The 21,598-nt window shown below is 64.4% G+C and carries 25 protein-coding genes; 15 read left to right on the top strand and 10 right to left on the bottom strand.

Annotated features, from left to right (window positions below):
* Positions 1–2: 2 nt before the first annotated feature.
* From hemW to rph, 4 genes are all read right to left on the bottom strand, one after another.
* Entirely contained in the window at positions 3–1,166 is a 1,164-nt protein-coding gene (gene hemW / locus LB519_RS06500; RefSeq protein WP_224619104.1) for a radical SAM family heme chaperone HemW, read from the bottom strand.
* Entirely contained in the window at positions 1,163–1,810 is a 648-nt protein-coding gene (gene rdgB / locus LB519_RS06495) for an RdgB/HAM1 family non-canonical purine NTP pyrophosphatase (protein WP_024502184.1), read from the bottom strand. The genes hemW and rdgB overlap by 4 nt, the downstream gene beginning before the upstream one ends.
* On the bottom strand, positions 1,810–2,220 hold the full coding sequence (locus LB519_RS06490) for a glyoxalase/bleomycin resistance/extradiol dioxygenase family protein (protein ID WP_013528631.1): 411 nt from the start codon (positions 2,218–2,220) through the stop codon (positions 1,810–1,812). The genes rdgB and LB519_RS06490 overlap by 1 nt, the downstream gene beginning before the upstream one ends.
* Positions 2,221–2,403: 183 nt before the next feature.
* Entirely contained in the window at positions 2,404–3,120 is a 717-nt protein-coding gene (gene rph, locus LB519_RS06485) for a ribonuclease PH (protein ID WP_013528632.1), read from the bottom strand.
* Between the two features lie 157 nt (positions 3,121–3,277).
* Between rph and hrcA the strand changes: the two genes are divergently transcribed.
* The 6 genes from hrcA (at position 3,278) to LB519_RS06455 (ending at position 8,868) form a co-directional block, all read left to right on the top strand.
* Positions 3,278–4,375, top strand: coding sequence for a heat-inducible transcriptional repressor HrcA (gene hrcA / locus LB519_RS06480; RefSeq protein WP_013528633.1), 1,098 nt, complete (start codon positions 3,278–3,280; stop codon positions 4,373–4,375).
* Positions 4,376–4,399: 24 nt separating this feature from the next.
* Positions 4,400–4,597: a hypothetical protein gene (locus LB519_RS06475; RefSeq protein WP_013528634.1), complete on the top strand. Its 198-nt coding sequence runs from the start codon at positions 4,400–4,402 to the stop codon at positions 4,595–4,597.
* A gap of 98 nt (positions 4,598–4,695) precedes the next feature.
* On the top strand, positions 4,696–6,048 hold the full coding sequence (locus LB519_RS06470; protein ID WP_224619103.1) for a PQQ-dependent sugar dehydrogenase: 1,353 nt from the start codon (positions 4,696–4,698) through the stop codon (positions 6,046–6,048).
* Positions 6,049–6,320: 272 nt separating this feature from the next.
* Positions 6,321–6,938, top strand: a complete 618-nt coding sequence (locus LB519_RS06465) for a LysE family translocator (RefSeq protein ID WP_013528636.1) — start codon at positions 6,321–6,323, stop codon at positions 6,936–6,938.
* A 196-nt stretch (positions 6,939–7,134) separates the two neighbouring features.
* Positions 7,135–8,112 carry a cysteine synthase A gene (cysK, locus tag LB519_RS06460; RefSeq protein ID WP_027161213.1) on the top strand — a complete coding sequence of 326 codons (978 nt, stop codon included), beginning with the start codon at positions 7,135–7,137 and terminating at the stop codon, positions 8,110–8,112.
* A 129-nt stretch (positions 8,113–8,241) separates the two neighbouring features.
* Positions 8,242–8,868 carry a glutathione S-transferase family protein gene (locus LB519_RS06455; protein ID WP_024502187.1) on the top strand — a complete coding sequence of 209 codons (627 nt, stop codon included), beginning with the start codon at positions 8,242–8,244 and terminating at the stop codon, positions 8,866–8,868.
* Positions 8,869–8,871: 3 nt separating this feature from the next.
* On the opposite strand, the gene LB519_RS06450 is transcribed toward LB519_RS06455, so the two are convergent.
* Together LB519_RS06450 and LB519_RS06445 are read right to left on the bottom strand one after the other, a co-directional pair.
* Complete coding sequence (locus LB519_RS06450; RefSeq protein WP_224619101.1) at positions 8,872–10,116, bottom strand: RNA polymerase sigma factor; 1,245 nt, start codon at positions 10,114–10,116, stop codon at positions 8,872–8,874.
* Entirely contained in the window at positions 10,116–10,469 is a 354-nt protein-coding gene (locus tag LB519_RS06445) for a YciI family protein (RefSeq protein WP_013528640.1), read from the bottom strand. The genes LB519_RS06450 and LB519_RS06445 overlap by 1 nt, the downstream gene beginning before the upstream one ends.
* A gap of 257 nt (positions 10,470–10,726) precedes the next feature.
* Between LB519_RS06445 and LB519_RS06440 the strand changes: the two genes are divergently transcribed.
* The 3 genes from LB519_RS06440 to LB519_RS06430 are packed head-to-tail and all read left to right on the top strand — an operon-like array spanning position 10,727 to position 14,202.
* The gene (locus tag LB519_RS06440; protein WP_224619100.1) at positions 10,727–11,686 is read left to right on the top strand and encodes a TAXI family TRAP transporter solute-binding subunit; all 960 of its coding nucleotides are present in this window, start codon (positions 10,727–10,729) and stop codon (positions 11,684–11,686) included.
* A gap of 15 nt (positions 11,687–11,701) precedes the next feature.
* Positions 11,702–13,822, top strand: coding sequence for a TRAP transporter permease (locus LB519_RS06435; protein ID WP_224619098.1), 2,121 nt, complete (start codon positions 11,702–11,704; stop codon positions 13,820–13,822).
* Complete coding sequence (locus LB519_RS06430) at positions 13,819–14,202, top strand: DUF1850 domain-containing protein (RefSeq protein ID WP_024502191.1); 384 nt, start codon at positions 13,819–13,821, stop codon at positions 14,200–14,202. Before LB519_RS06435 ends, LB519_RS06430 begins: the two co-directional genes overlap by 4 nt.
* A 13-nt stretch (positions 14,203–14,215) precedes the next feature.
* Here the strand turns inward: LB519_RS06430 and LB519_RS06425 are convergent, their stop codons facing one another.
* Positions 14,216–14,677 (bottom strand): DCC1-like thiol-disulfide oxidoreductase family protein, encoded by a 462-nt coding sequence (locus LB519_RS06425; protein WP_027161217.1) that lies wholly within the window; start codon positions 14,675–14,677, stop codon positions 14,216–14,218.
* Positions 14,678–14,856: 179 nt separating this feature from the next.
* Entirely contained in the window at positions 14,857–14,997 is a 141-nt protein-coding gene (locus LB519_RS06420; protein ID WP_013528645.1) for a hypothetical protein, read from the bottom strand.
* A gap of 92 nt (positions 14,998–15,089) precedes the next feature.
* Here LB519_RS06420 and LB519_RS06415 point away from each other — a divergent pair, with 92 nt between their 5' ends.
* From LB519_RS06415 to ligD, 3 genes are read left to right on the top strand one after another with little or no spacing between them, the layout of a single operon-like run.
* Positions 15,090–15,359, top strand: a complete 270-nt coding sequence (locus tag LB519_RS06415; protein WP_224619096.1) for a hypothetical protein — start codon at positions 15,090–15,092, stop codon at positions 15,357–15,359.
* Positions 15,360–15,371: 12 nt separating this feature from the next.
* Positions 15,372–16,241 (top strand): Ku protein, encoded by an 870-nt coding sequence (locus LB519_RS06410; protein ID WP_063169649.1) that lies wholly within the window; start codon positions 15,372–15,374, stop codon positions 16,239–16,241.
* Positions 16,242–16,253: 12 nt separating this feature from the next.
* Positions 16,254–18,767: a DNA ligase D gene (gene ligD / locus LB519_RS06405; RefSeq protein WP_224619094.1), complete on the top strand. Its 2,514-nt coding sequence runs from the start codon at positions 16,254–16,256 to the stop codon at positions 18,765–18,767.
* A 76-nt stretch (positions 18,768–18,843) separates the two neighbouring features.
* Here the strand turns inward: ligD and LB519_RS06400 are convergent, their stop codons facing one another.
* The gene (locus LB519_RS06400; RefSeq protein WP_224619092.1) at positions 18,844–19,518 is read right to left on the bottom strand and encodes an ArsR/SmtB family transcription factor; all 675 of its coding nucleotides are present in this window, start codon (positions 19,516–19,518) and stop codon (positions 18,844–18,846) included.
* Positions 19,519–19,586: 68 nt separating this feature from the next.
* Here LB519_RS06400 and LB519_RS06395 point away from each other — a divergent pair, with 68 nt between their 5' ends.
* The 3 genes from LB519_RS06395 (at position 19,587) to LB519_RS06385 (ending at position 20,540) form a co-directional block, all read left to right on the top strand.
* Entirely contained in the window at positions 19,587–19,802 is a 216-nt protein-coding gene (locus LB519_RS06395; RefSeq protein ID WP_224619090.1) for a DUF1127 domain-containing protein, read from the top strand.
* Positions 19,803–19,866: 64 nt separating this feature from the next.
* Positions 19,867–20,199 carry an NIPSNAP family protein gene (locus tag LB519_RS06390; RefSeq protein WP_013528650.1) on the top strand — a complete coding sequence of 111 codons (333 nt, stop codon included), beginning with the start codon at positions 19,867–19,869 and terminating at the stop codon, positions 20,197–20,199.
* On the top strand, positions 20,196–20,540 hold the full coding sequence (locus LB519_RS06385; protein WP_013528651.1) for an antibiotic biosynthesis monooxygenase family protein: 345 nt from the start codon (positions 20,196–20,198) through the stop codon (positions 20,538–20,540). Before LB519_RS06390 ends, LB519_RS06385 begins: the two co-directional genes overlap by 4 nt.
* A 10-nt stretch (positions 20,541–20,550) precedes the next feature.
* Here the strand turns inward: LB519_RS06385 and mbfA are convergent, their stop codons facing one another.
* Positions 20,551–21,534 carry an iron exporter MbfA gene (gene mbfA, locus LB519_RS06380; RefSeq protein ID WP_013528652.1) on the bottom strand — a complete coding sequence of 328 codons (984 nt, stop codon included), beginning with the start codon at positions 21,532–21,534 and terminating at the stop codon, positions 20,551–20,553.
* Positions 21,535–21,598: the final 64 nt, after the last annotated feature.

Genomic DNA, 21,598 nt, shown 5'->3' with positions numbered 1-21,598 from the left:
GGTTAGCGCGCCAGATCGGCGACCACCGCGTCGAGCACGATCATGCCGGCGGCCGTGGCGCGCAGGCGCGCATTGCCGATCGGCGCCACCAGCCCTTCGCCCTGCAGCATCGACAGCCGCGCGCTCGACAGGCCGCGCCCGGAGAACGCCTCGTAGCGGGAGAGATCGATGCCTTCGGCCAGCCGCAGGCCCATCAGCAGGAATTCGTCGGCCTCTTCCGAACGCGTCAGGATCTCGCCGCCGGTGACGCCATGGCCCTTGGCCTCGACCAGATTGGCCCAGGTTTCCGGCATCCGCTCGGCGATTGTCACCGTGCGCCGGCCGTTCTCGACGAAGCGGCCATGCGCGCCCGGCCCGACGCCGACATATTCGCCATAGCGCCAGTAGGTCAGGTTGTGCCGGCTCTCGGCGCCCGGCCTGGCGTGGTTGGAAATCTCGTAGGCCGGCAGGCCGTGCGCCGTGGTGATCTCCTGCGTCAGCGCATAGAGGTCGGCGGCATGGTCATTGTCGGGGATGACGAATTTCTTTGCCGCATGCAGCGCGTGGAAGGGCGTGCCTTCCTCGATGGTCAGCTGGTAGAGCGACAGATGGTCGGCGGCATGGCCGATCGCCTGTTCCAGCTCCGATGCCCAGGCCTCCGGCGTCTGGCCGGGGCGGGCGTAGATCAGGTCGAAGGACAGCCTTGGGAATATTTCTCGCGCGAAGCCGATGGCGTGCAGGGCCTGTTCGACATTGTGCAAACGGCCGAGGAAGCGCAAATCCTTGTCGTTCAGCGCCTGCACGCCGAGCGACACGCGATTGACGCCGGCTGCCCGGTAGCCGCGAAAGCGTTCGGCCTCGACCGAGGAGGGATTGGCCTCCAGCGTCACCTCGATGCCGGCAGGCACCGTCCAGTTCTTCGCCACGGCGTCCAGAACCCTGGCCACGGTTTCCGGCTTCATCAGCGAGGGCGTGCCGCCGCCGAGAAAAACGCTGGTCACCTCGCGCGGCCCGGTGCGCTCGCGCATCGTCGCCAGTTCGGCCTCGAAGGCGGCGGCAAAGCGCTCCTGGTCGACCGGCTGGTGGCGAACATGGCTGTTGAAGTCGCAATAGGGGCATTTGGCCGCGCAGAACGGCCAGTGGACATAGACGCCGAAGCCGGGCGCCCGGTCGAGCAGCATGCTCATGCCGAGCCCAATCGAGCTTGGGCGAATTTCTGGAAGGCGCGGGCGCGGTGCGACAGCGCCGTGGCCTGGCCGGGCTTCCAGCCATGCTTTTCCTCGGCGCTCATTTCGCCGAAGGTTTTTTCGAAGCCATCGGGCAGGAACACAGGATCGTAGCCGAAGCCGAGCTCGCCGCGCGGTGGCCAGACCAGCGTGCCCTCGGCCTCGCCGCGATAATATTCCGCCTCGCCGTCGGGAAACGCCAGGCAGATGACGGCGACAAAGCGTCCCTTGCGCTGCTCCGGCAAGGCGGCGCCGACCTCCTGCAGCGCCACTTCGGTGCGTTGCATGGCCATGCCGAAGTCACGCGAACCGTCCGGGGTTTCGGCCCAGTTGGCGGTGTAGACGCCGGGCGCGCCGTCAAGCGCGTCGACGCACAGGCCGGAATCGTCCGACAGCGCCGGCAGGCCGGTCGCCTTGGCGGCGGCGAGCGCCTTGATGTAGGCGTTCTCCTCGAAGGTGGTGCCGGTCTCGTCCGGCTCCGGCAGGCCATACTCCCTGGCCGACTTCGCTTCGAAGCCGAACGGTCCCATCAGGTCGGCGAATTCGCGCAGCTTGCCCTCATTATGGCTGGCGACGACGATCTTCTTGCCATCGAGAGAATGCATCAAAGGCCCCAGATTCGTGGCTCGGCGAATTCGATCGAATTGCCCGAGGGGTCGCGTATATAGATCGAACGGCCGCCCTGCGGCCACTCGAATTCGCTCTCGATGGCGATCTTCTTTGCCTCGATATGCGCTTTCCAGCCGGCGATTTCATCGGCGGTCGCCGCAAAGCAGAGATGACCTTGGCCGACCGCGCCATGCGGCGGCACCGGCAGTCTCGCGCCGGGCGCCGGCGGGATTTTGGTTGCCTCGGCGTTGAAGACGAGCAGCACGCCGGGGCCGCAGCGGAAGAACAGGTGGCGGCCGTCGACCTTGCCGAGGAGATTGAGGCCGAGGATGTCGGTGTAGAAGGTTTCGGCGGCGGGCAGGTCTGTGACGTAGAGGGCCGATTCCAGGATCGCGGAGGGTGTCACGAGGCGCCCCCCTCTGGCCTGCCGGCCATCTCCCCCTCAGGTGGGGAGATTGGCAGCTTCTGCATTGCCGCGCACCCTACAACGCCGGAGATTGGCGAAGCCCTAGACGACATCCGATCTCCCCACTTGAGGGGGAGATGGCCGGCAGGCCAGAGGGGGGCGCTCAGGCTCGACATCTAAAAACTAAGCCACTGCCATCTGCTGCAAACTCACCAACCGCTGGATGCCTTTCTTGGCCAGGCCCATCAGGTCCGCGAACTGCTCCTCGGAGAAAGGCTCGCCCTCGGCGGTGCCCTGGATCTCGACGATGCCGCCCTTGCCCGTCATGACGAAATTGGCGTCGGTGCCGGCCGCGGAATCCTCGATATAGTCGAGGTCGATGACCGGCTGGCCGTCATGGATGCCGCAGGAGATCGCAGCGACATGATCCTTCAGCACCTTGGCGACGCTGGCCATCTGGCGCGCTTCCATCCAGCGCAGGCAGTCATACAGCGCCACCCAGCCGCCGGTGATCGAGGCGGTGCGGGTGCCGCCATCGGCCTGGATGACGTCGCAGTCGACGGTGATCTGCTGTTCGCCCAGCGCCTGCAAATCGACCACGGCGCGCAAGGAGCGGCCGATCAGCCGCTGGATTTCCAGCGTGCGGCCGCCCTGCTTGCCGGCCGAAGCCTCACGGCGCATGCGCTCGCCGGTCGAGCGCGGCAGCATGCCGTATTCCGCCGTCACCCAGCCCTTGCCGGAGTTGCGCATCCAACCCGGCACTTTTTCCTCGAGGCTGGCCGTGCACAGGACATGCGTGTCGCCGAACTTCACCAGGCATGAGCCTTCGGCATGCTTGGAGACGCCACGCTCGAAGGAGATGGCACGCATTTCGTCGAATTGGCGTTTGGAAGGGCGCATTCAGGGCTGCTTTCTTGTCATTTTTCGGAATCTTGGCCGGCTTGTAACCGCATGGGACGCGTGGCGCAAAGGAAAATGGCCTGACGATCGGACACAGACACCGGGTTGCGCGGGTGCAGTGTAAGTCTATATCCTTGGGCCGGAGGTTTTTGGCCGTATGACCAAGGCAGTCGATCCCGCTTCGCAGTCGCCCGCGCTTCAGTCGCCAGTATTCCAGGCGCTCGACATGCGTTCCCGCGACATCTTCCGGCGCATCGTCGATTCCTATCTCAGGGACGGTGAACCGGTGGGATCGCGCAGCCTGTCGCGTATCCTGCCGTCCTCGCTGTCGCCGGCGACCATCCGCAACGTGATGAGCGACCTCGAGCATCTCGGCCTGATCTACGCGCCGCACATTTCGGCCGGCCGGCTGCCGACACAGGCCGGCCTGCGTTTCTTCGTCGATGCCTTCATGGAGCTTGGCGACCTTTCCGACGAGGAGCGCCGCGCCATCGAGGCACAGGTGCGGGCGTCCGGCTCCGGTGCGACGCTGGAGCACATGCTGACCGAGGCCAGCCAGATGCTGTCGGGCATGTCGCGCGGCGCCGGCCTGGTGCTGGCCGCCAAGAACGAGGTGGCGCTGAAGCACATCGAATTCATCCAGCTTGAGCCGACGAAGGCGCTGGCGGTGCTGGTGTCGCAGAATGGCGACGTCGAAAACCGCGTCGTCGACCTGCCCGCCGGGATCACCGTCTCGCAACTGCACGAGGCCTCGAATTTCCTCAACGCCCATATACGCGGCCGCACGCTGGCCGAGGCGCGGATCGAGATCGCTCGCATCAAGGAAGAAACCAGGGCCGCGCTCGACACGCTGTCGCAGGACCTGGTGGAGAAGGGGCTGGCGGTGTGGGCCGGCGCCGACAGTGGCCTGCCGGCACGGCTCATCGTGCGCGGGCGTGCCAATCTGCTTGAAAACGTCACCGCCCAGGCCGACATCGAGCTGCTGCGCCATCTGTTCGAGGACATGGAGACGCAGGACGGGCTTATCCAGCTGCTTGACCTCGCCGAGCAGGGCTCGGGTGTGCGCATCTTCATCGGCTCGGAAAACAAGCTGTTTTCGCTGTCGGGCTCGTCGCTGGTCGTCGCCCCCTATCGCGACAAGGATGCCCGCGTCGTCGGCGCGCTCGGCGTCATCGGCCCGACCCGGCTGAATTACGCGCGCATCGTCCCAATGGTCGACTATACGGCGCAGCTGATTTCACGCATGCTGCGCTGAGCTGATCCAACCGAGGAGACGACGATGGCGCTCGAAGAATTCAAGGCCCGGATCAGCCTGCTGCTGGAGGAGATGGTCAACCAGCCGGAAGACCAGCACGAGATCCAGGAGCAGCTGCGCGAAAAGCTACGGGAAATGCGCGCCATGGGCCTGCCGCTGCCGGCTGACCTCGTCGAGTTGGAAAAACGCCTCGACGACGATTTCTACGCCGCCGGGACCTGAACCGGAAAACCGCAAGCTTCCTTCACCTCATCGTGTGCCGTGGAACGATCGACGAAACCGGTCGTTCCTGTTTTCACCCCCGAACACTGGAGGACCGAATGATGCGTTTTGCCGGCCCCGCACTTTCCGCCGCACTGTTTCTCCCGACCGCTTCATTCGCCCAGCAGGCGGACGAACCGGTGCTGAAAGGCGCGGCTGCCTTCGGCGACTGGCGAGCGGACAAGCCGGGCACCCGCCGCCTGATCAGACCGGATGATCTGCCCAAGCCCAATGCCACCCGGTCGACCTCGAACAGCGCCGGCATCGCGGACATGCCGGCAGACGCGAAGCTGCAACTGCCGCCGGGTTTCTCGGCCGAGCTGGTTGCATCGGGCATCGACAATCCACGCGTCGTACGCGTCGCACCGAATGGCGACCTGTTCGTCGCCGACAGCAAAGCCAACCAGGTCCGCATCTATCGCCTCGCCGAAGGCAGTGCGAAGCCGGCGCAGGACGGCATCTTTGCCGGCAATCTCAACCGGCCCTATGGCATTGCCTTCTATCCGCCGGGCGCTGAACCGCAATGGGTCTATGTCGCCAACAGCGACAGCATCGTGCGCTTTGCCTACCGCAATGGCGACCTGAAGGCCTCCGGCGACCCGGAAACCATCGTCGGCAACATCCCCGCCAGTCATCACTGGACCCGCGATATCGCCTTCTCGCCGGACGGCAAGACGCTTTACCTTTCGGTCGGCTCGGGATCGAATGTCGCCGAGGACATGGGCCGGGAGCCGAAAGGCGGACTCGATGCCTGGGCGAAATCGCAGCCGCTGGGTGCAGCCTGGGGTTCTGAAGACGGCCGCGCCGACGTGCTGGCCTTCGATCCCGATGGCAAGAACGGCCGCATCTTTGCCGCCGGCTTGCGCAACTGCTCGGGTATGACTGTGCAGCCGGCGACCGGCGCGCTGTGGTGCGTCGTCAACGAACGCGATGCGCTTGGCGACAATGTGCCGCCCGAATACGCGACCGTGGTCAAGGAGGGTGCCTTCTATGGCTGGCCCTGGTACTATATCGGCAACAATGAGGATCCGCGCCACAAGGGTGAGCGCCCCGATCTTGCCGGCAAAACGACCGTTCCCGATGTGCTGATGCAGGCGCATTCGGCGCCGCTCACCATCGCCTTCTACGAGGGGAAGAGCTTTCCAGCTGAATACAAGGGCGATGCGTTCGTCGCTCTGCACGGGTCATGGAACCGCGGCAACAGGACCGGCTACAAGGTGGTGCGGTTGCTGTTCAAGGACGGCAAGCCGACCGGCGCGTATGAGGATTTCATCACCGGCTTCGTGGTTTCCAACGGTGAGGTCTGGGGCCGGCCGGTCGGCGTGGCGATTGCGAGCGACGGTGCGCTGATCGTCAGCGAGGACGGCAACGGCACCATCTGGCGTGTCACCCATGGCGACGGTCCGTCCTGATCTGCTCAGGTAACGCAGGCCCCCTCACCCGGATTGCCAACCGAATTGCGAAGAGCAATTCGGGACAATCCGACCTCTCCCCGAGGGGAGAGGAGTCAGCAGACGCTGGCGCCCGTCTCTTCTCCCCTCGGGGAGAAGGTGGCCGCGAAGCGGCCGGATGAGGGGGCTTCGTAAGGCGAGCCCTCGATATCTGGTGCAATAGAATCCGGCCCCAGGGAATTCAATCTTGGCCTGTCCCATGCAATAAAACGCTCTGATCCGAGACCAGTGCCATGACCCTTACCGGATTCCTCGCCTATAGTGCGGCCCTCGGCATCGCCGCCGCGATTCCTGGTCCCGGCATCACCGCGCTGGTCGCCCGTGCGCTCGGCTCAGGCTTCCGATCGTCGCTGGCGATGTCGTTTGGCCTGATGGTTGGCGACATCACCTATCTGACCGCCGTGGTGCTTGGCCTCGCCTTCGTCGCACAATCCTTCGGCATGGTTTTCCTGGCCATCAAATGGCTCGGCGTCGCCTATCTCGCCTTTCTCGGCTGGCGCTTCTGGAACAGCGGCATCACGCCCGAGACCGTCGAGGCCGGAAAAGGCAAGGGCGGCTTGCTGTCGAGCTTTGCCGCCGGTCTGACCGTTACCCTCGGCAATCCGAAGACGATGATCTTCTATCTCGCGATCACGCCGACCATCGTCGACCTGAAAACCATCACGCTGGCGGATTACGGCATCCTCGTCGCGCTGACCGTTGTCGTGCTGTTGGTGGTGCTGGTGCCGTATCTGGCGCTGGCGGCCAAGGCGCGCTGGTTTCTGAAATCGCCCCGCGCGCTCAAGGCGCTGAACCGCACGGCGGCCGGCTTCATGGTCGGTGCTGCTGCAGCGATTGCCGCTCGGCAATAGAGAGCTTTCGGCCAAAGCATTTCGCAAACAGGCCTTTGCGAGAAATGCTTTTCCGGGACGGCACGGTTTTAGACACAGGTCCCACTCGGATATTTTCAGCCGACAGTCTATCTTGCGCGACCGAAGGCCCTATCTTGCCGGCTGCAATTCCACTGCCTGAAATCCTTACTCGCCTGAAATTCTGGGAGCGAAACCAATGAACAAGCCCGTCACAGCCCGTGTGCCCGGTCGCGGCCGCGTCTACAATTCCATCACCGATACGATCGGCGACACGCCCCTGGTGCGGCTCGACAAGTTCGCCAGGGAAAAGGGCATCGTCGCCAATCTCATCGCCAAGCTCGAATTCTTCAATCCGATCGCCTCGGTCAAGGACCGCATCGGCGTGGCGATGATCGAGGCGCTTGAGGCATCAGGCAAGATTTCTCCCGGCAAGACAACGCTGATCGAACCGACGTCGGGCAACACCGGCATCGCGCTTGCCTTCGCCGCCGCGGCCAAGGGCTACAAGCTGATCCTGACGATGCCCGAAACAATGTCGGTCGAGCGCCGGAAAATGCTGGCGCTGCTCGGCGCCGAGCTGGTGCTGACCGAGGGTCCGAAAGGTATGAAGGGGGCCATCGCCAAGGCCGACGAACTGGCAGCGACGATCCCCAATGCGATCATCCCGCAGCAGTTCGAGAACCCGGCCAATCCGGAAATCCACCGCACGACGACGGCCGAGGAAATCTGGAACGATACGCATGGCGAGGTCGATATCTTCGTCGCCGGCATCGGCACCGGCGGCACCATCACCGGCGTCGGCCAGGTGCTGAAGAAGCGCAAGCCCTCCGTGCATGTCGTCGCCGTCGAGCCCGACTCCTCGCCGGTTCTGTCGGGTGGCCAGCCCGGCCCGCACAAGATCCAGGGCATCGGCGCCGGTTTTGCGCCCAAGATCCTCGACACGACGATCTATGACGAGATCGTCAAGGTGTCGAACGAGGATTCGGTGGCCAATGCCCGCCTCGTCGCCCGCCTCGAAGGCGTGCCGGTCGGCATCTCTTCGGGCGCCGCCCTGCAGGCGGCCATCGTCGTCGGCTCGCGGCCGGAGAACAAGGGCAAAAATCTTGTGGTGGTCATCCCGTCCTTCGCCGAGCGCTATCTGTCGACAATCCTGTTCGAGGGGCTGGGATCGTAGTCCGACGCTCCTTCGCGTCCAAGCTGGCCCGCTGAAAAAACGCGCGTGGCCGCCATCGGCGGCTTGAGCGCGGCACCGCTTCCGGTTCATATCGCCCCGGCCTGCTTTGCGCGGCCGGGGGAGAATTTTATGTACAAGCTTTATACCCGTCCTGGCAGCGGCGGCTTCGTCGTCGAGGCAGCGCTGGCGTTGGCGAATGCACAGTTCGAGCAGATCGACGTGCCGAAGACCGACCGGCCCGACCCCGCCTTCCTCGACATCAGTCCGTTGAACCAGGTGCCGGTGCTGACCTTGCCGGACGGAAGCTCGATGACGGAATCGGCGGCGATCTGCATCCTGCTTGCCGAGCGTCATCCCGATGCCAATTTGGCGCCGGCAGCAGACGCGCCTGCCCGCGCCGATTTCCTGCGCTGGATGGCCTTCATGTCGTCGGTGCTCTATCCGGCGGTGCTGCGTTTCTACTACGCATACCGCTACACTGCCGATCCCGAAGGCACCAAGGCGGTCAAGCAGGCAGCCGTGGCCGAGATGGACCGTGGCTTTGCCGTTCTGGATGCCGCGCTTGAAGGCCGTGACTGGCTGGTCGGCGACCGGATGTCGCTGGCCGACATCTATCTGGTCATGCTGGTGGCCTGGCATCCCGACATCGACAGCGCGCGGACGGCATGGCCGAACATTGAACGCCTGTGGGCGCGGCTGCGCGACCATCCGCTGATGAAGACGCTCAACACCTCGCACGAGATGTGGCCGGGCTGAAGCTCAATTTCTGAGCACTGCCCGCTTTTCCTGCAGGAAGCGGCGCACCGCCGGGTCGCGCTCGAGGCCGATCGCCCGGTCATAGGCTTCGCAGGCTTGCGGTTCCTGACCAAGCCTGGCCAGGAGACCGGCGCGTGCGGCCCAATAGGGCTGATAGTCATCAAGCCGTTTGTCGTCGCCCAGCACGTAGAGGGCCGCCAATCCCGCCACTGCGCCCTCGGCCTCGGCGATCGCCACCGCGCGGTTTATCGCCACCACCGGCGATCCTGCGATCGAAAGCAACGCATCGTAGAGCTCGCGGATCGCCGCCCAGTCGGTGCGGCCGGTCAGCCGTCGTGCCGCATGCGCGGACTGCACGGCCGCCTCAAGCTGGTAGCGGCCGATGATGCCCTTGGCCGCGGCGTTGGAAAGCAGCGCCTCCGCCTCATCGATCAGGGCGCGGTCCCATAGAAGGCAATCCTGTTCCGCCAGCGGCACGAAGTCGCCGGCGGCGCTGCGCCGTGCGGCGCGGCGCGACTCAGCAAACAGCATCAGCGACAGGAGGCCCAGCGCCTCCGGCTCCTCCGGCAACAGCGAAGCCACCAGCCGGCCGAGCCAAATGCCTTCGGTCGCCAGATTGCGCCTTCGCGTCTCGGTGCCCGCCGGGTCGGACCAGCCTTCGGCGAAGGCGGCGTAGATCGCTTCCAGCACCGCATCCAGCCGTTCGCCGAGTTCGGCCTGCTCCGGCACGCGGAACGGAATACCGGTTTCACGGATGCGGGACTTGGCTCGCACCAGGCGCTGGCCCATCGTTGCCGGCGAGACCAGGAAGGCGGAAGCGATCGTCGCGGCGTCGAACCCCAGCACCGTCTGCAGGATGAGCGGCGAACGCACGCTCGATTCGATCGCCGGATGGGCGCAGGCGAACATCAGCCGCAGCCGCTCGTCGGGCAGGTCTTCGTCGGTCATGCGCGCCTCCGCTTCCTCGGCAATCAGCTTGAGATGCTCGCGGCCGGCCTCGCTGGTCAGCCGGCGCCGCACCGCATCGACGCGGCGCCGCCTTGCCACCGCCAGCAGCCAGGCTTCCGGCTTCTTGGGTACGCCGGTTCTTGGCCAGCGTTCGAGGGCGGCGGCAAAGGCATCGGCCAGCGCGTCCTCGGCTGCGGCCACGTCGCGCGTGCGGGCCGCGAGCCAGGCGACAAGCTTGCCGTAGCTTTGCCGGGCGGCGGTTTCCGCTGCCGCCCGCGCGATCTCCAGGCCACTTTCCATCACATGGTCTGTTCCCAGATCGGCCGCAGCTCGACCGTGCCGGCGCTGGCCGCGGGGCAGCGCGCCGCCCAGGCGATAGCGGCATCGGCATCCTCGGCCTCGATCATGTAGAAGCCCGCAAGCTGCTCCTTGGTGTCGGCATAGGGGCCATCGAGCACGTTGGTCTTGCCATTGACCATCCGCACCGAAGTGGCGGCCTGGGTCGGCTTCAGCCGGTCGCCGGCCAGCCAGGCGCCGGACTTCTTCAACGCATCGGTATACGCGCCATAGGCAGCGCTGATCTCGTAGGTCTTATCGGTCGGCGCGGCCGCCATCGCGGCTTCATTGACGTAGATCAAAAGCATGTATCGCATGGTCTTCTCCCGTTGTTTCGAAGGCTGCTTCGTTTGCGAGCCGGACGTATGTCGCGCGGCCCTGGCCGATTTCGACAGGCATTGGAAAAATCTTTCGGCTCCGAAGACATTTCACGCAAGCGGCCATCTGTGCATCCCGCACTCAACCATTCGTCTAACGCATGGGATTGCGGGTTGGCATTTCCATCTCGCTGTCTAAACTCGCTTCTGTTCGCGTCAGGGAGGTGATGCGGCTGCTATTTCAGGGAGGAAATCAGATGTTCCATTTCAGGACGAAACTTGTTGCGGCCGGCGCCGTGGCGCTGTCGCTTGGCCTAGGCGCTGTTTCCGTCAAGGCGCAGGAATTCATCAACGTGCTCACCGGCGGCACATCTGGCGTCTATTATCCGCTCGGCGTGGCACTGTCGGAAATCTACGGCAAGGGCATCGAAGGTGCCCGCACCCAGGTGCAGGCAACAAAGGCTTCGGTCGAAAACCTCAATCTGTTGCAGCAGGGCAAGGGCGAGATCGCGTTTGCGCTGGGCGATTCCGTGAAGCTGGCCGCCGAAGGCAATGCCGAGGCCGGTTTCCCCGGCAAGCTCGATAAGTTGCGCGGCATCGCAGCCATCTATCCCAACTACATCCAGATCGTCGCCAGCCGGGAGTCCGGCATCAAGACGCTGGCCGACCTCAAGGGCAAGAGCCTGTCGGTCGGCGCGCCGGCCTCCGGCACCGAGCTCAATGCCCGCGCCATCTTCGCCGCCGCCGGGTTGAAGTATGAGGATCTCGGCCGGGTCGAGTATCTGCCCTTCGCCGAATCGGTCGAGCTGATCAAGAACCGGCAGCTCGACGCCACGCTGCAATCGGCCGGGCTCGGCGTCGCCTCGATCCGCGACCTCGCCACCTCCGTGCCGATCAATGTCGTGGCGGTGCCGGCCGAGGACGTCGCCAAGATCGGCGCGCCCTATCTGTCGGTGGTCATTCCCAAGGGCACGTATGAAGGCCAAAGCGAGGATGTCGCCACCGCCGCCGTCGGCAATTTCCTCATCACCCGCGCCGATGTCTCCGACGAGACCGCCTACCAGATGACCAAGCTGATGTTCGACCATCTCGACCAACTGGCTGCGGCACATGCCGCCGCCAAGGCGATCGACCCGGCCAAGGCGCTCGACGGCATGCCGGTGCCGCTGCACCCCGGTGCCGAGCGGTACTACAAGGAGAAGGGCTTGTTGAAGTAGGGGCGGGTCCGTCGGATGACCGAAGCAACGTCTGGAACATCAACCGACGGCAAATCCGCCACCTTCCATCTGCCTGCCGTCGAAGAACAGGTCGAAGGGCTGCCGCCGGGCTTCGGCGACGGCCTTGCGGGCAAGGCCGCCTTTCTCATCGCCGTCGCCTTTTCCGTGTTCCAGATCTATGTCGCCGCCTATGGCAGCATTCCGAGCCAGGTGGTGAGGGCCATGCATGTCGGCTTCCTGCTGCTGCTCGGCTTTGGCTTGATCGCCAATCTGCGCGCCAAGAGCATGCCGGCGAAAGCCGCGTTCTGGACGCTCGGGGCGCTCGGCTTCGGCACCGGCCTCTACAATTGGCTGTTCTACACTGATCTGATCCGCCGCTCCGGCTTCCTGACCACGCCGGACCTCGTCGTCGGCGCGGTGCTGGTGGTGCTGGTCTTCGAGGCAGCGCGGCGGCTGATGGGCCTGCCGCTGGCGGTCATCGCTTTCATCTTTCTCGCCTACTGCTTTTTCGGCAACCATTTGCCGCCGCCGCTCATCCATCGCGGCTATGATTTCGCCCAGATCGTCGACACCTTCGCCTACGGCACCGAAGGCATCTACGGCACGCCGATCTATGTCTCGGCCGCCTACATCTTCATCTTCGTCGTCTTTGCCGCCTTTCTAGAACGCGCCGGCATGATCGCGCTGTTCAACGATTTCGCGCTTGGCCTGGTCGGCTCGTGGCGCGGCGGCCCGGCGCAGGTCTGCGTGCTGTCCTCGGCGCTCATGGGCACCATTTCCGGCTCGGGCGTCGCCAATGTGGTGGCCAGCGGCCAGTTCACCATCCCGCTGATGAAGCGCTTCGGCTTCCGCTCGGCTTTTGCCGGCGCCGTCGAGGCGACCTCCTCGATGGGCGGCCAGATCATGCCGCCGGTAATGGGTGCGGTCGCCTTCATCATGGCCGAGACGCTGAACGTGCCTTATGCCGAAGTGGTCAAGGCGGCGATCATCCCGGCGCTGCTCTATTTCGGCGCCTGCTTCTGGCAGGTGCATCTGGAAGCCGGCAAGGCGGGCCTGCACGGCATGGCCAAGGCCGAGCTGCCCAATCCGTGGGACGCGGTGCGGCAACACTGGCCGCTGGTGCTGCCGCTGGCAGCGCTCATCTACCTGCTGTTTGCCGGCTATACGCCGATCTTCGCCGGCACGATGGGCCTGGCGCTGACCATCGTGCTCATCCTCGGCACGCCGTTGGCGGCAGCGATCGGGCCGCTGGCCTTCCGCATCGTCTTCTGGATCGCGCTCGGGATTGCCGCCGCTTCGTTCATGAAGTTCGGCGTCAACCTCCTCGGCCTGGTGATCGCCGCACTGGTCGTCGCCTGCTTCACGTTCAAGGGCGGCCGCGAGACGTTGCAAATCTGTGTCGACTCGCTCGCCGAAGGCGCCAAGAACGCGCTGCCGGTCGGCATTGCCTGCGCCATTGTCGGCATCGTCATCGGCACGCTGACGCTGACCGGCATCGCTTCGACCTTCATCGGCTGGATCATCTCGATCGGCGAGGACAATCTGTTCCTGTCGCTGGTGCTGACCATGGTCACCTGCCTGGTGCTGGGCATGGGCATTCCGACCATTCCCAACTACATCATCACCTCGTCGCTGGCCGGGCCGGCGCTGCTCGAGCTTGGCGTGCCGCTGCTGGTCAGCCACATGTTCGTGTTCTATTTCGGCATCATGGCCGATTTGACGCCCCCGGTGGCACTGGCGGCGTTCGCCGCCGCACCGATGGCCAGGGAAAGCGGCCTGAAAATCGGCATCCAGGCGACCAAGCTGGCCATTGCCGGCTTCGTCGTGCCGTTCATGGCGGTCTACACGCCAGCGCTGATGCTGCAGGACGCAGGTCCGATCGCCGCCCAGTTCGGCTATCCCGTCGAGGTCGCCTACATCGTCGCAAAAGCGTGCATGGGCATCGTGCTGTGGGGTGCCGCCGCCGTCGGTTTTCTGGTCACCCGCATGGCGTGGTGGGAGCGGCTCGTCGCCTTCGCGGCCGGCGTGCTGCTGGTCGCCGCGGTGCCGCTCACCGACGAGGCCGGCTGGGTGCTGGCGCTGGCCTGGATCGGCTGGCACTGTTTTCGCGCGCGGCAGGCTTCAGTCAGAACATGAGCCTGTGCATCCTGGCCGCGGGCAAGACGGTAACGCTCTCCGTCGCCGCCTTCACGCTGTCCTGGACGCATTCGGTGGAACGGACGCGCTGGCAAGAAGACTGGAAGGTCACGTCCTCCAGCCTGCAGGTGGTCGAAGCCCGGATCGAGGGCTCGGGCGCCGGCATGGAGCCACCGGAAGGCGCGGTGCTGAAGGAGGGTTGGTGGAGCTATGCGCCTGATGTCGGCCCGCAGCGGCGCGTCGTGCTCGCCGCTTCAGGTGCAACCAGCGACGGCTGGACACTGTGCACGGTTCAGGGCTGCCGGGAATTGGGGAGGACGGCAGGCGGACCGATCGTGCTCGAGCCGTGCCGGCCGGATGGCACGAGCCAGCCGCGGTAGCGCATAGCCACCCTCAGCCAAGGAACCGCTCGCGCAGCTCCGGAGAAGGAATGTCGCAAGCGTCCTTCCTGCCGAACAGGGCGTAGCGGTTCCTGGCGATGCGATCATAGAGCCAACCACGCAGCGGGCGCGGCAACAGCAACAGTGCTTTGGCCGCCCGCCAAGGCCAGCCGAGTTCCGCCATGACGGCGACAAAACTGTCCAGCCGCGTGAAGGCGACGCCGTCGATCAGGACGAGATTGGTTTCGTAAGAGTCGGTGCGCAGTCCATGCTTCCGGAACAGCGCTTCACCGAAGGGCGACTGCGCGGTGGCGAAGCGGAAACGGCCTTGGCGGTCGAGCCTGACCACCATGCGCACGAAACCGGAGCAGAGCACGCAGACGCCATCGAAAACGGTCAATGGATGGCGTGAGTCGAGAACTGTTTCGAAGGGACGAGTTGACTGGGGTCGAACTGGTTGAGGATGGTCCGTCACGCTGGCCTCGGCTGCTCGTGTCCTATGACACTAAGCCGGCCAGCGATGGTATCAAAGCCGTGGCGATGTCGCACGGCGCCTGTCGGCGAGAGCGGGACGCTCGGCGCGATAGGTGGTGGCGCGGGTAGAGGCGGCCGGCCTGCAGATCCGGCTGTTGTGGCGATTTTCGAAAGCCATGATCAGTGCGCGCCCAGCGAGTTGCCGCGACGGGCGCAGGCCGGGCCGGGGCCGCGCATGTAATAGCGTTCGGGCCGGTAGGTCGGCGCGACGAATTCGCGGATGGCGGCGGCATAGCCGATGAGGTGCGCGAGGAAGTTCATTACCTTGTCCCTGTCCCGATTTTCGGATGTCCCTTCCGAATTGCGGTCATCATAGCGTCGAGGCGTGAATAGTCGGTGAACGTGATGTTAATATGGTCGAAATGCCTTGCTTCGTGGCTGGAATGCGGCTGATTCGGGGTCTTTCCGTGCAGTTGGTTGGCATTCCGGCCAATGTGACTTTTGCATCACATATGTTTCGTTTGAATGTCGCCTGCGCGCGGTTCTGTTTCAACTTTTGCCGAGCCCGCGAAATTTCCGTGCTGGCGGCCAGAACCAACCAGGCGGCCCCTTGGCATCCAGATCGGCGCGGGAGCGCGGAACTGGAGCGCGATCTGTCCGTTCTCACCTTCATCTGGTTCTGAAGGGAAGATATCATGGCGCCGCGTCCGGCCTGGAGAGGCTATCTGAAGCTTTCGCTGGTCACCTGTGCCGTCGAACTGACCAATGTCGTCACCCATACGGAGCGGGTCTCGTTTCGCATTCTCAACCGCAAGACCGGCAACACGGTGAAGCGCCTCTATGTCGATGCCGAAACCGGCAAGCCGTTGGAGGAGGATGACGAGATCAAGGGTTATGAACTCGACGATGGCAATTTCATCCATATCGAGGAAGACGAGATCGAGGCAGTGCAGATCGAATCCTCGCACACGATGGCGCTCGACGGTTTCGTCGACAAAGCTTCGATCCAGCAGATCTATCTCGACACGCCCTACTATGTGGCGCCCGCCGACAAGGTGTCGGAAGAGGCGTTCGCCGTCATCCGCGATGCGATGGCGGGCAAGAAGATGGCCGGGCTGGCGCGTATCGTGCTCTACCGACGCGAACGGCCGGTGGTGATCGAACCGCTCGGCAAGGGCATGGTGCTGACGACGCTGCGCTACGACAACACGGTGCGGCAACCGGACACCGTCTTCGGCGACATCGAGCCCGTGAAGACCGATCAGGAGATGACCGATCTGGCCGAGTTGATCATCGACAAGAAGAAGACGAAGTTCGATCCCTCGAAATTCGACGACAAATACGAGGACGCGCTGCTGGAGCTGATCCGCGCCAAGAAGGCCGGCCACAAGGCGCCGAAGGCCAAGGCGGCGCCCAAACCTTCCAATGTCGTCAATCTGTTCGACGCGCTGAAGAAGAGCCTGTCGGACTCCGGGTCATCGAAAACATCTTCGTCGGCGAAGGCCAGGCCAGCGGCCAAACGCGCCAAGTCGAAAGCCAGCGCGCCCAAACGCAAATCGGCGTGAGGAACCCAACGGATGGCCAGCCTCGAACAATATCACTCCAAGCGCGATTTCAAGAAAACCGCCGAACCGGCCGGCAAGGTCGCCCGGACCAAGCAGGGCGAGGCCGGCGGCATCTTCGTCATCCACAAGCATGCCGCGACGCGGTTGCATTACGACTTGCGGCTCGAGCATGACGGCGTGCTGTGGAGTTGGGCGGTGACGCGCGGCCCGAGCCTCGACCCGCATGAGAAGCGACTGGCTGTCCATGTCGAGGATCACCCGATCGACTATGCGCCGTTCGAAGGCACCATTCCCAAGGGCGAATATGGCGGCGGTTCGGTTATCGTTTGGGACGAGGGCACCTGGATTCCCGAGATCGACCCGGCCAAGGCGATGAAAAAGGGCCATATCAGCTTCGAGCTCAGGGGACACAAGCTGCATGGGGCATGGCATCTGGTGCGGCTGAAGCCGCGAGCGGGTGAAAAGCGCGACAACTGGCTGCTGATCAAGTCGGACGATGCCGCAGCGCGTCCCGGCGAGGACATCCTCAAGGAAGCGCCTGAATCGGTGAAGTCCGGCCTGACGATCGAGGAGGTCGGCGAGGGCAAGACCGCGAAGGGCGAGAAGCCGAAAGTCTGGCATTCCAACAAGCCGGCCGCCGTCAAGACAAAAGCCGGCAAACGCCTCGACTTTATCGAGCCGCAGCTGGCCACGCTCGAGCGCGATGCGCCGCCGGGCAAGGACTGGCTGCACGAAGTGAAGTTCGACGGCTATCGCATGCAGGCGCAGATCGCCGGCACCGATGTGCGGCTGCTGACCCGCACCGGCCTCGACTGGACGAAGAAATTCGGCGGCGAGATCGTCGCGGAGTTGGCCGGGCTGAAGTGCAGCGACGCCATCCTCGATGGCGAGGTGGTGGTGTTAGCCGACAGCGGCGTCTCGTCTTTCGCGCTGCTGCAGCAGGACCTGTCGGCGAAGCGGACCAATCGCTTCATCTATTACGTGTTCGACCTGATGCGGCTCGATGGGCAGGATCTTCGGCGCGAGCCGCTGGTCGAGCGTAAGCAGGCCTTGCAGGAACTGCTCGGCGAACAGTCCGACAATGCGGCGGTCCGCTTCAGCGACCATTTCGCCGAACCCGGCAAGATCATGCTGGAGCATGCCTGCCGCATGGGCCTGGAAGGCGTCGTCTCCAAGCGTGCCGATGCACCCTATCGCAGCGGCCGCGGCCCGACCTGGGTGAAGTCGAAATGCACGGCGCGGCAGGAATTCGTCATCGGCGGCTACCTGCCGTCGGACAAGACCGGGCGCGGACTGCGCTCGATCCTGGTCGGCTTCCACGAGGGCGGCAAGCTGCATTATGCCGGCCGCGTCGGCACTGGTTTTTCGGGCAAGGGCGCCAATGAGCTGAAGGCAAAACTCGATGCGTTGACGGCAAAATCATCGCCCTTCTCCACCGCCGTGCCGAAGGGCAAGGGCCTGGTCTGGGTCAAGCCTGAACTTGTCGGCGAAGTGGAGTTTCGCAGCTGGACCTCGGACCGTATAATACGCCACGCCTCGTTCCAGGGGTTGCGCGAGGACAAGCCGGCGGAGGAAGTCGTGCAGGAAAAGCCCAAAGCGGCGACAGGCAAGCCATCGACAGGCAAGAGCACGGCCAAGCCGGCATCAGGCGGCAAAGCCGCCGGGTCGATGACGACTACGGTCAAACTCTCGCATCCCGACAAGCTGCTGTGGCCGGACGAAAACATATCCAAGCAGGGCCTGCTCGACCATTACGCACAGGTTTGGCCGCGCATGGAACAGTTCGTGGTCAACCGGCCGCTCAGCCTGGTGCGGGCGCCGGACGGTGTCGGCGGCCAGCGTTTCTTCCAGAAGCATGCCTCGGCTGGCATGAGCGACAAGATCGCGCGCATGAAGGACCCGACCGACGGCGAGGAGATCCTGTTCATCCGGGATTTCGATGGTGTTGCCGCACTGGTCCAGTATGGCGTGGTCGAGATCCACATCTGGGGGTGCACGATCGATGAGATCGAAAAGCCCGACCAGATCATCTTCGATCTCGACCCGGATGAAGGCGTCGACGTGAAGGCGGTGCGCGAGGCGGCGCTCGATATCAGAGGCAAGCTCGACGAGCTGTCGCTGCCGAATTTCGTCAAGACCTCGGGCGGCAAGGGCTATCACGTGCTGGTGCCGCTGAAGCCGTCTGCCGAATGGGACGCGGTGAAGGGCTTCGCCCATGACTTTGCCCGCGCGTTGGAGCAGGGTGCCCCCGATCGCTACACGGCGACGCTGTCGAAAAAAGCGCGCACGGGAAAGATCTTCGTCGACTATCTGCGCAACGGCAGGGGCTCGACGACGGTCGCGCCCTATTCCTCGCGCGCCAAGAAGGGCGCCACCGTGTCGATGCCGGTGACCTGGCCAGAGATCGAGGCCGGCTTGCCGCCGAACGCTTTCCCGATCGGCGACAAGACGACGCTGAAGCAGCTGGCGAAAGCCGATCCGTGGAGGGAATTTTTCAAGCAGGGGAAGGCGTTGAAGCGGGGGTAGTTCGCGCAATTTGCCCGCGCAGCGATCCTTCGCGCGCCCTCTGGCCTGCCAGCGTGACGAAATCAGCGTCGGCTCCTCAGCTCAGAAACACCTTCTCGAAAGCCTGCTTGCCCGGCAGCGAGAAAATCACCGCGCGGCTGTCCTTCCCGCGGCGCGCCCATTTCTCGGCAAGGATCTTGTCGAGGATGGCGGCGCCCAGCGTGCCGGCGAGGTGCGAACGGCGCACGCTCCAGTCGAGGCAGGCGCGGCATACCGGCCGGCGCGGCTTGGTGTAGACGTCGATGCCGATCGCGGCGAAATGCGAAGCCGCCGATGGCCCGAGCCTGATCTCTTGTTCGTCGCGGACCAGTACGTTCTTGGCGACGAGCCGGTCGAGCATCGCCACTGCCTGCTCGCCGGCGAGGTGATCGTAGCAGACGCGCGCCACGCGCATCGCTGCATCGCGCGGACCCGGCCGCACACGCTTTGGACCGACGGCTTCCGCGACGCCTGTGATGGCTTCGATCATGCCCGCCACCTGCGGTCCGGCGAGGCCGTAATAGCGATGCCGGCCCTGGCTCGCCACCGTGAGCAGCCCACCTTCCATCAGTTTGCCCAGGTGCGAGCTGGCGGTCGGCAGCGAGACGCCGGCCTCGAGCGCCAGCTCGCTTGCCGTCAGCGCCGTGCCGCCCATCAGGGCATTTAGCATGTTTGCGCGTGCCGGGTCGCCGACCAGGCTGGCGATGCGGGCGATGTCGGGTCCTTCGCGCATAGTTCGTTCCTCATCGAAGCGTTCTTGTCAGATAATCACTATTCTCCGGTGAGATCAAGGAGACGACGATGGCCGCACGAACCGCTTTCCCCTCAACCCCGCTCCACAGCCGTCGGTTCTTCCCGTTCGTCAGCTGGTTGCGTTCGCGGCTGCTGGCCCGCTGGTATGGCCGCCATCTGCAGCGTCTCGACCTTGCCGAGATCGACGACCATCAGCTGCGCGACCTTGGCCTGACGCGGCAAGACGTGCGCCGCGAATGCGCGAAGTCCTTCTGGCAGCCCTAGCAGACCAGTCGGCACGACGTTTCGATGCCGTTCAAACTATCGACGCAGCCCCGAGGAGACCACAATGACCATCACCTGCTTCATCCGCTACGAGATCGACCCGTTCGGCAAGGCGGCCTTCGAGGAGTATGCGCGCAACTGGGGCCAGGCCATTCCGCGCTGCGGCGCCGATCTGATCGGCTATTACGCGCCGCATGAGGGCTCGGCGACGACCGCCTATGCGGCCTATAACATCGAAAGCCTGGCCGCCTACGAAGCCTATCGCGCCCGGCTTGCCGCCGATCCCGCCGGCAAGGCAAACTACGAGTTCGCCAAACGCGAGAGATTCATCCTGAAGGAGGATCGCATGTTCCTGAAACTGGCCTCAGGCCCGCACGCGAAACTGGTGCTGCCGTGATTGCCGTCATCTTCGAGGTCGAGCCGGCGGAGGGTCGGCGCGATGCCTATCTGAGCATCGCCGCGGACCTGCGTCCGCTGCTCGACGGCATTGACGGCTTTCTCTCTATCGAGCGTTTTCAGAGTCTGGCCGATCCGAACCGCATCCTGTCGCTGTCGTTCTGGCGAGATGAGGAAGCCGTGAAGGACTGGCGCAACACCGAGGAACACCGGCAGGCGCAGAAGGCCGGTCGCGGCGGCATCTTTGCCGGCTACCGATTGCGCATCGCCCATGTCGTGAGGGACTATGGGCTGACGGAAAGGGACGAGGCGCCGGCCGACAGTCGGGCGGTGAATGGGTGAGTGAGGCTACTCACGCATTCCCGATCAGCACGCCGGCCGCGAACACCAGGGCGCCGCCCAGCACCACCTGGAAGGCGGCGCGCAGGAAGGGCGTCTGCATGTAGCGGTTCTGGACAAAAGCGATCGCCCACAATTCGAAGAACACCACCACCGCGGCAACCCCGGTCGCCGTCCAGAAATGCGGAATGAGATAGGGGAGTGCATGCCCGAGACCGCCCAGCGTCGTCATGATGCCGACGGTCAGACCGCGCTTGAGCGGCGAGCCGCGGCCCGACAGCTTGCCGTCGTCTGAAGCGACTTCGGTGAAGCCCATCGAAATGCCGGCGCCGATCGAGGCGGCAAGCCCGACCAGCAGCGTCTGCCAGGTGTCATGCGTGGCAAAGGCGGCAGCAAAGATCGGCGCCAGTGTGGACACCGATCCGTCCATCAGCCCGGCCAGCCCTGGTTGCACATAGGTGAGGATGAACTGGCGCTGCTCGGCGGCGGTCTCTTCATCCTTCACTTCGCCCGGCACATGTTTCTGCTCCAGCCGCTGCGCCAGTGTCTCATGGCCCAGTTCGGCCACCGCCAGATCGTCGAGCAGTTTTCGCGTCGAGGCATCCGCCGTGCGCTTGGCAGCCTCGACATAGAAAAGGTAGGCTTGCCGCTCCATCGCCTCGGCCTGGCTGCGCACGTGCTCGATGCCGAGCGGCCGGACCAGCCAGTCGGGCTTGCGCTCGTAATAGCCCTTCACATGTTCGCGCCGGATCAGCGGAATGCGCTCGCCGAAACGCTTGCGGAAAAGCTCGATCAGCGAATCGCGATGGCCATCCTCTTCCTCGGCCATCTCCTCGAACACTTTTGCCGATTGCGGGAAGTTTTCCGTCAGGCCGTCGGCATAGGCCCGATAGATGCGACCGTCATCCTCCTCGGACGAAATGGCCAGCGCCAGGATCTCCTGTTCGGAAAGCGATTCGAAGGGGCGGCGGCCGAAGCCGAAAACACGGGAAAGCATGAGGAATTCACCCTAGTTTAGAATAGTTCTAAACTAGGGCTCAAGGTGCCTCCGGTCAATTGCG

The sequence above is a fragment of the Mesorhizobium sp. AD1-1 genome, from assembly GCF_020164655.1.
In the GTDB taxonomy this organism is placed as follows: Bacteria; Pseudomonadota; Alphaproteobacteria; order Rhizobiales; family Rhizobiaceae; genus Mesorhizobium; species Mesorhizobium ciceri.
This window is presented reverse-complemented; position numbering and strand designations above follow the sequence as displayed.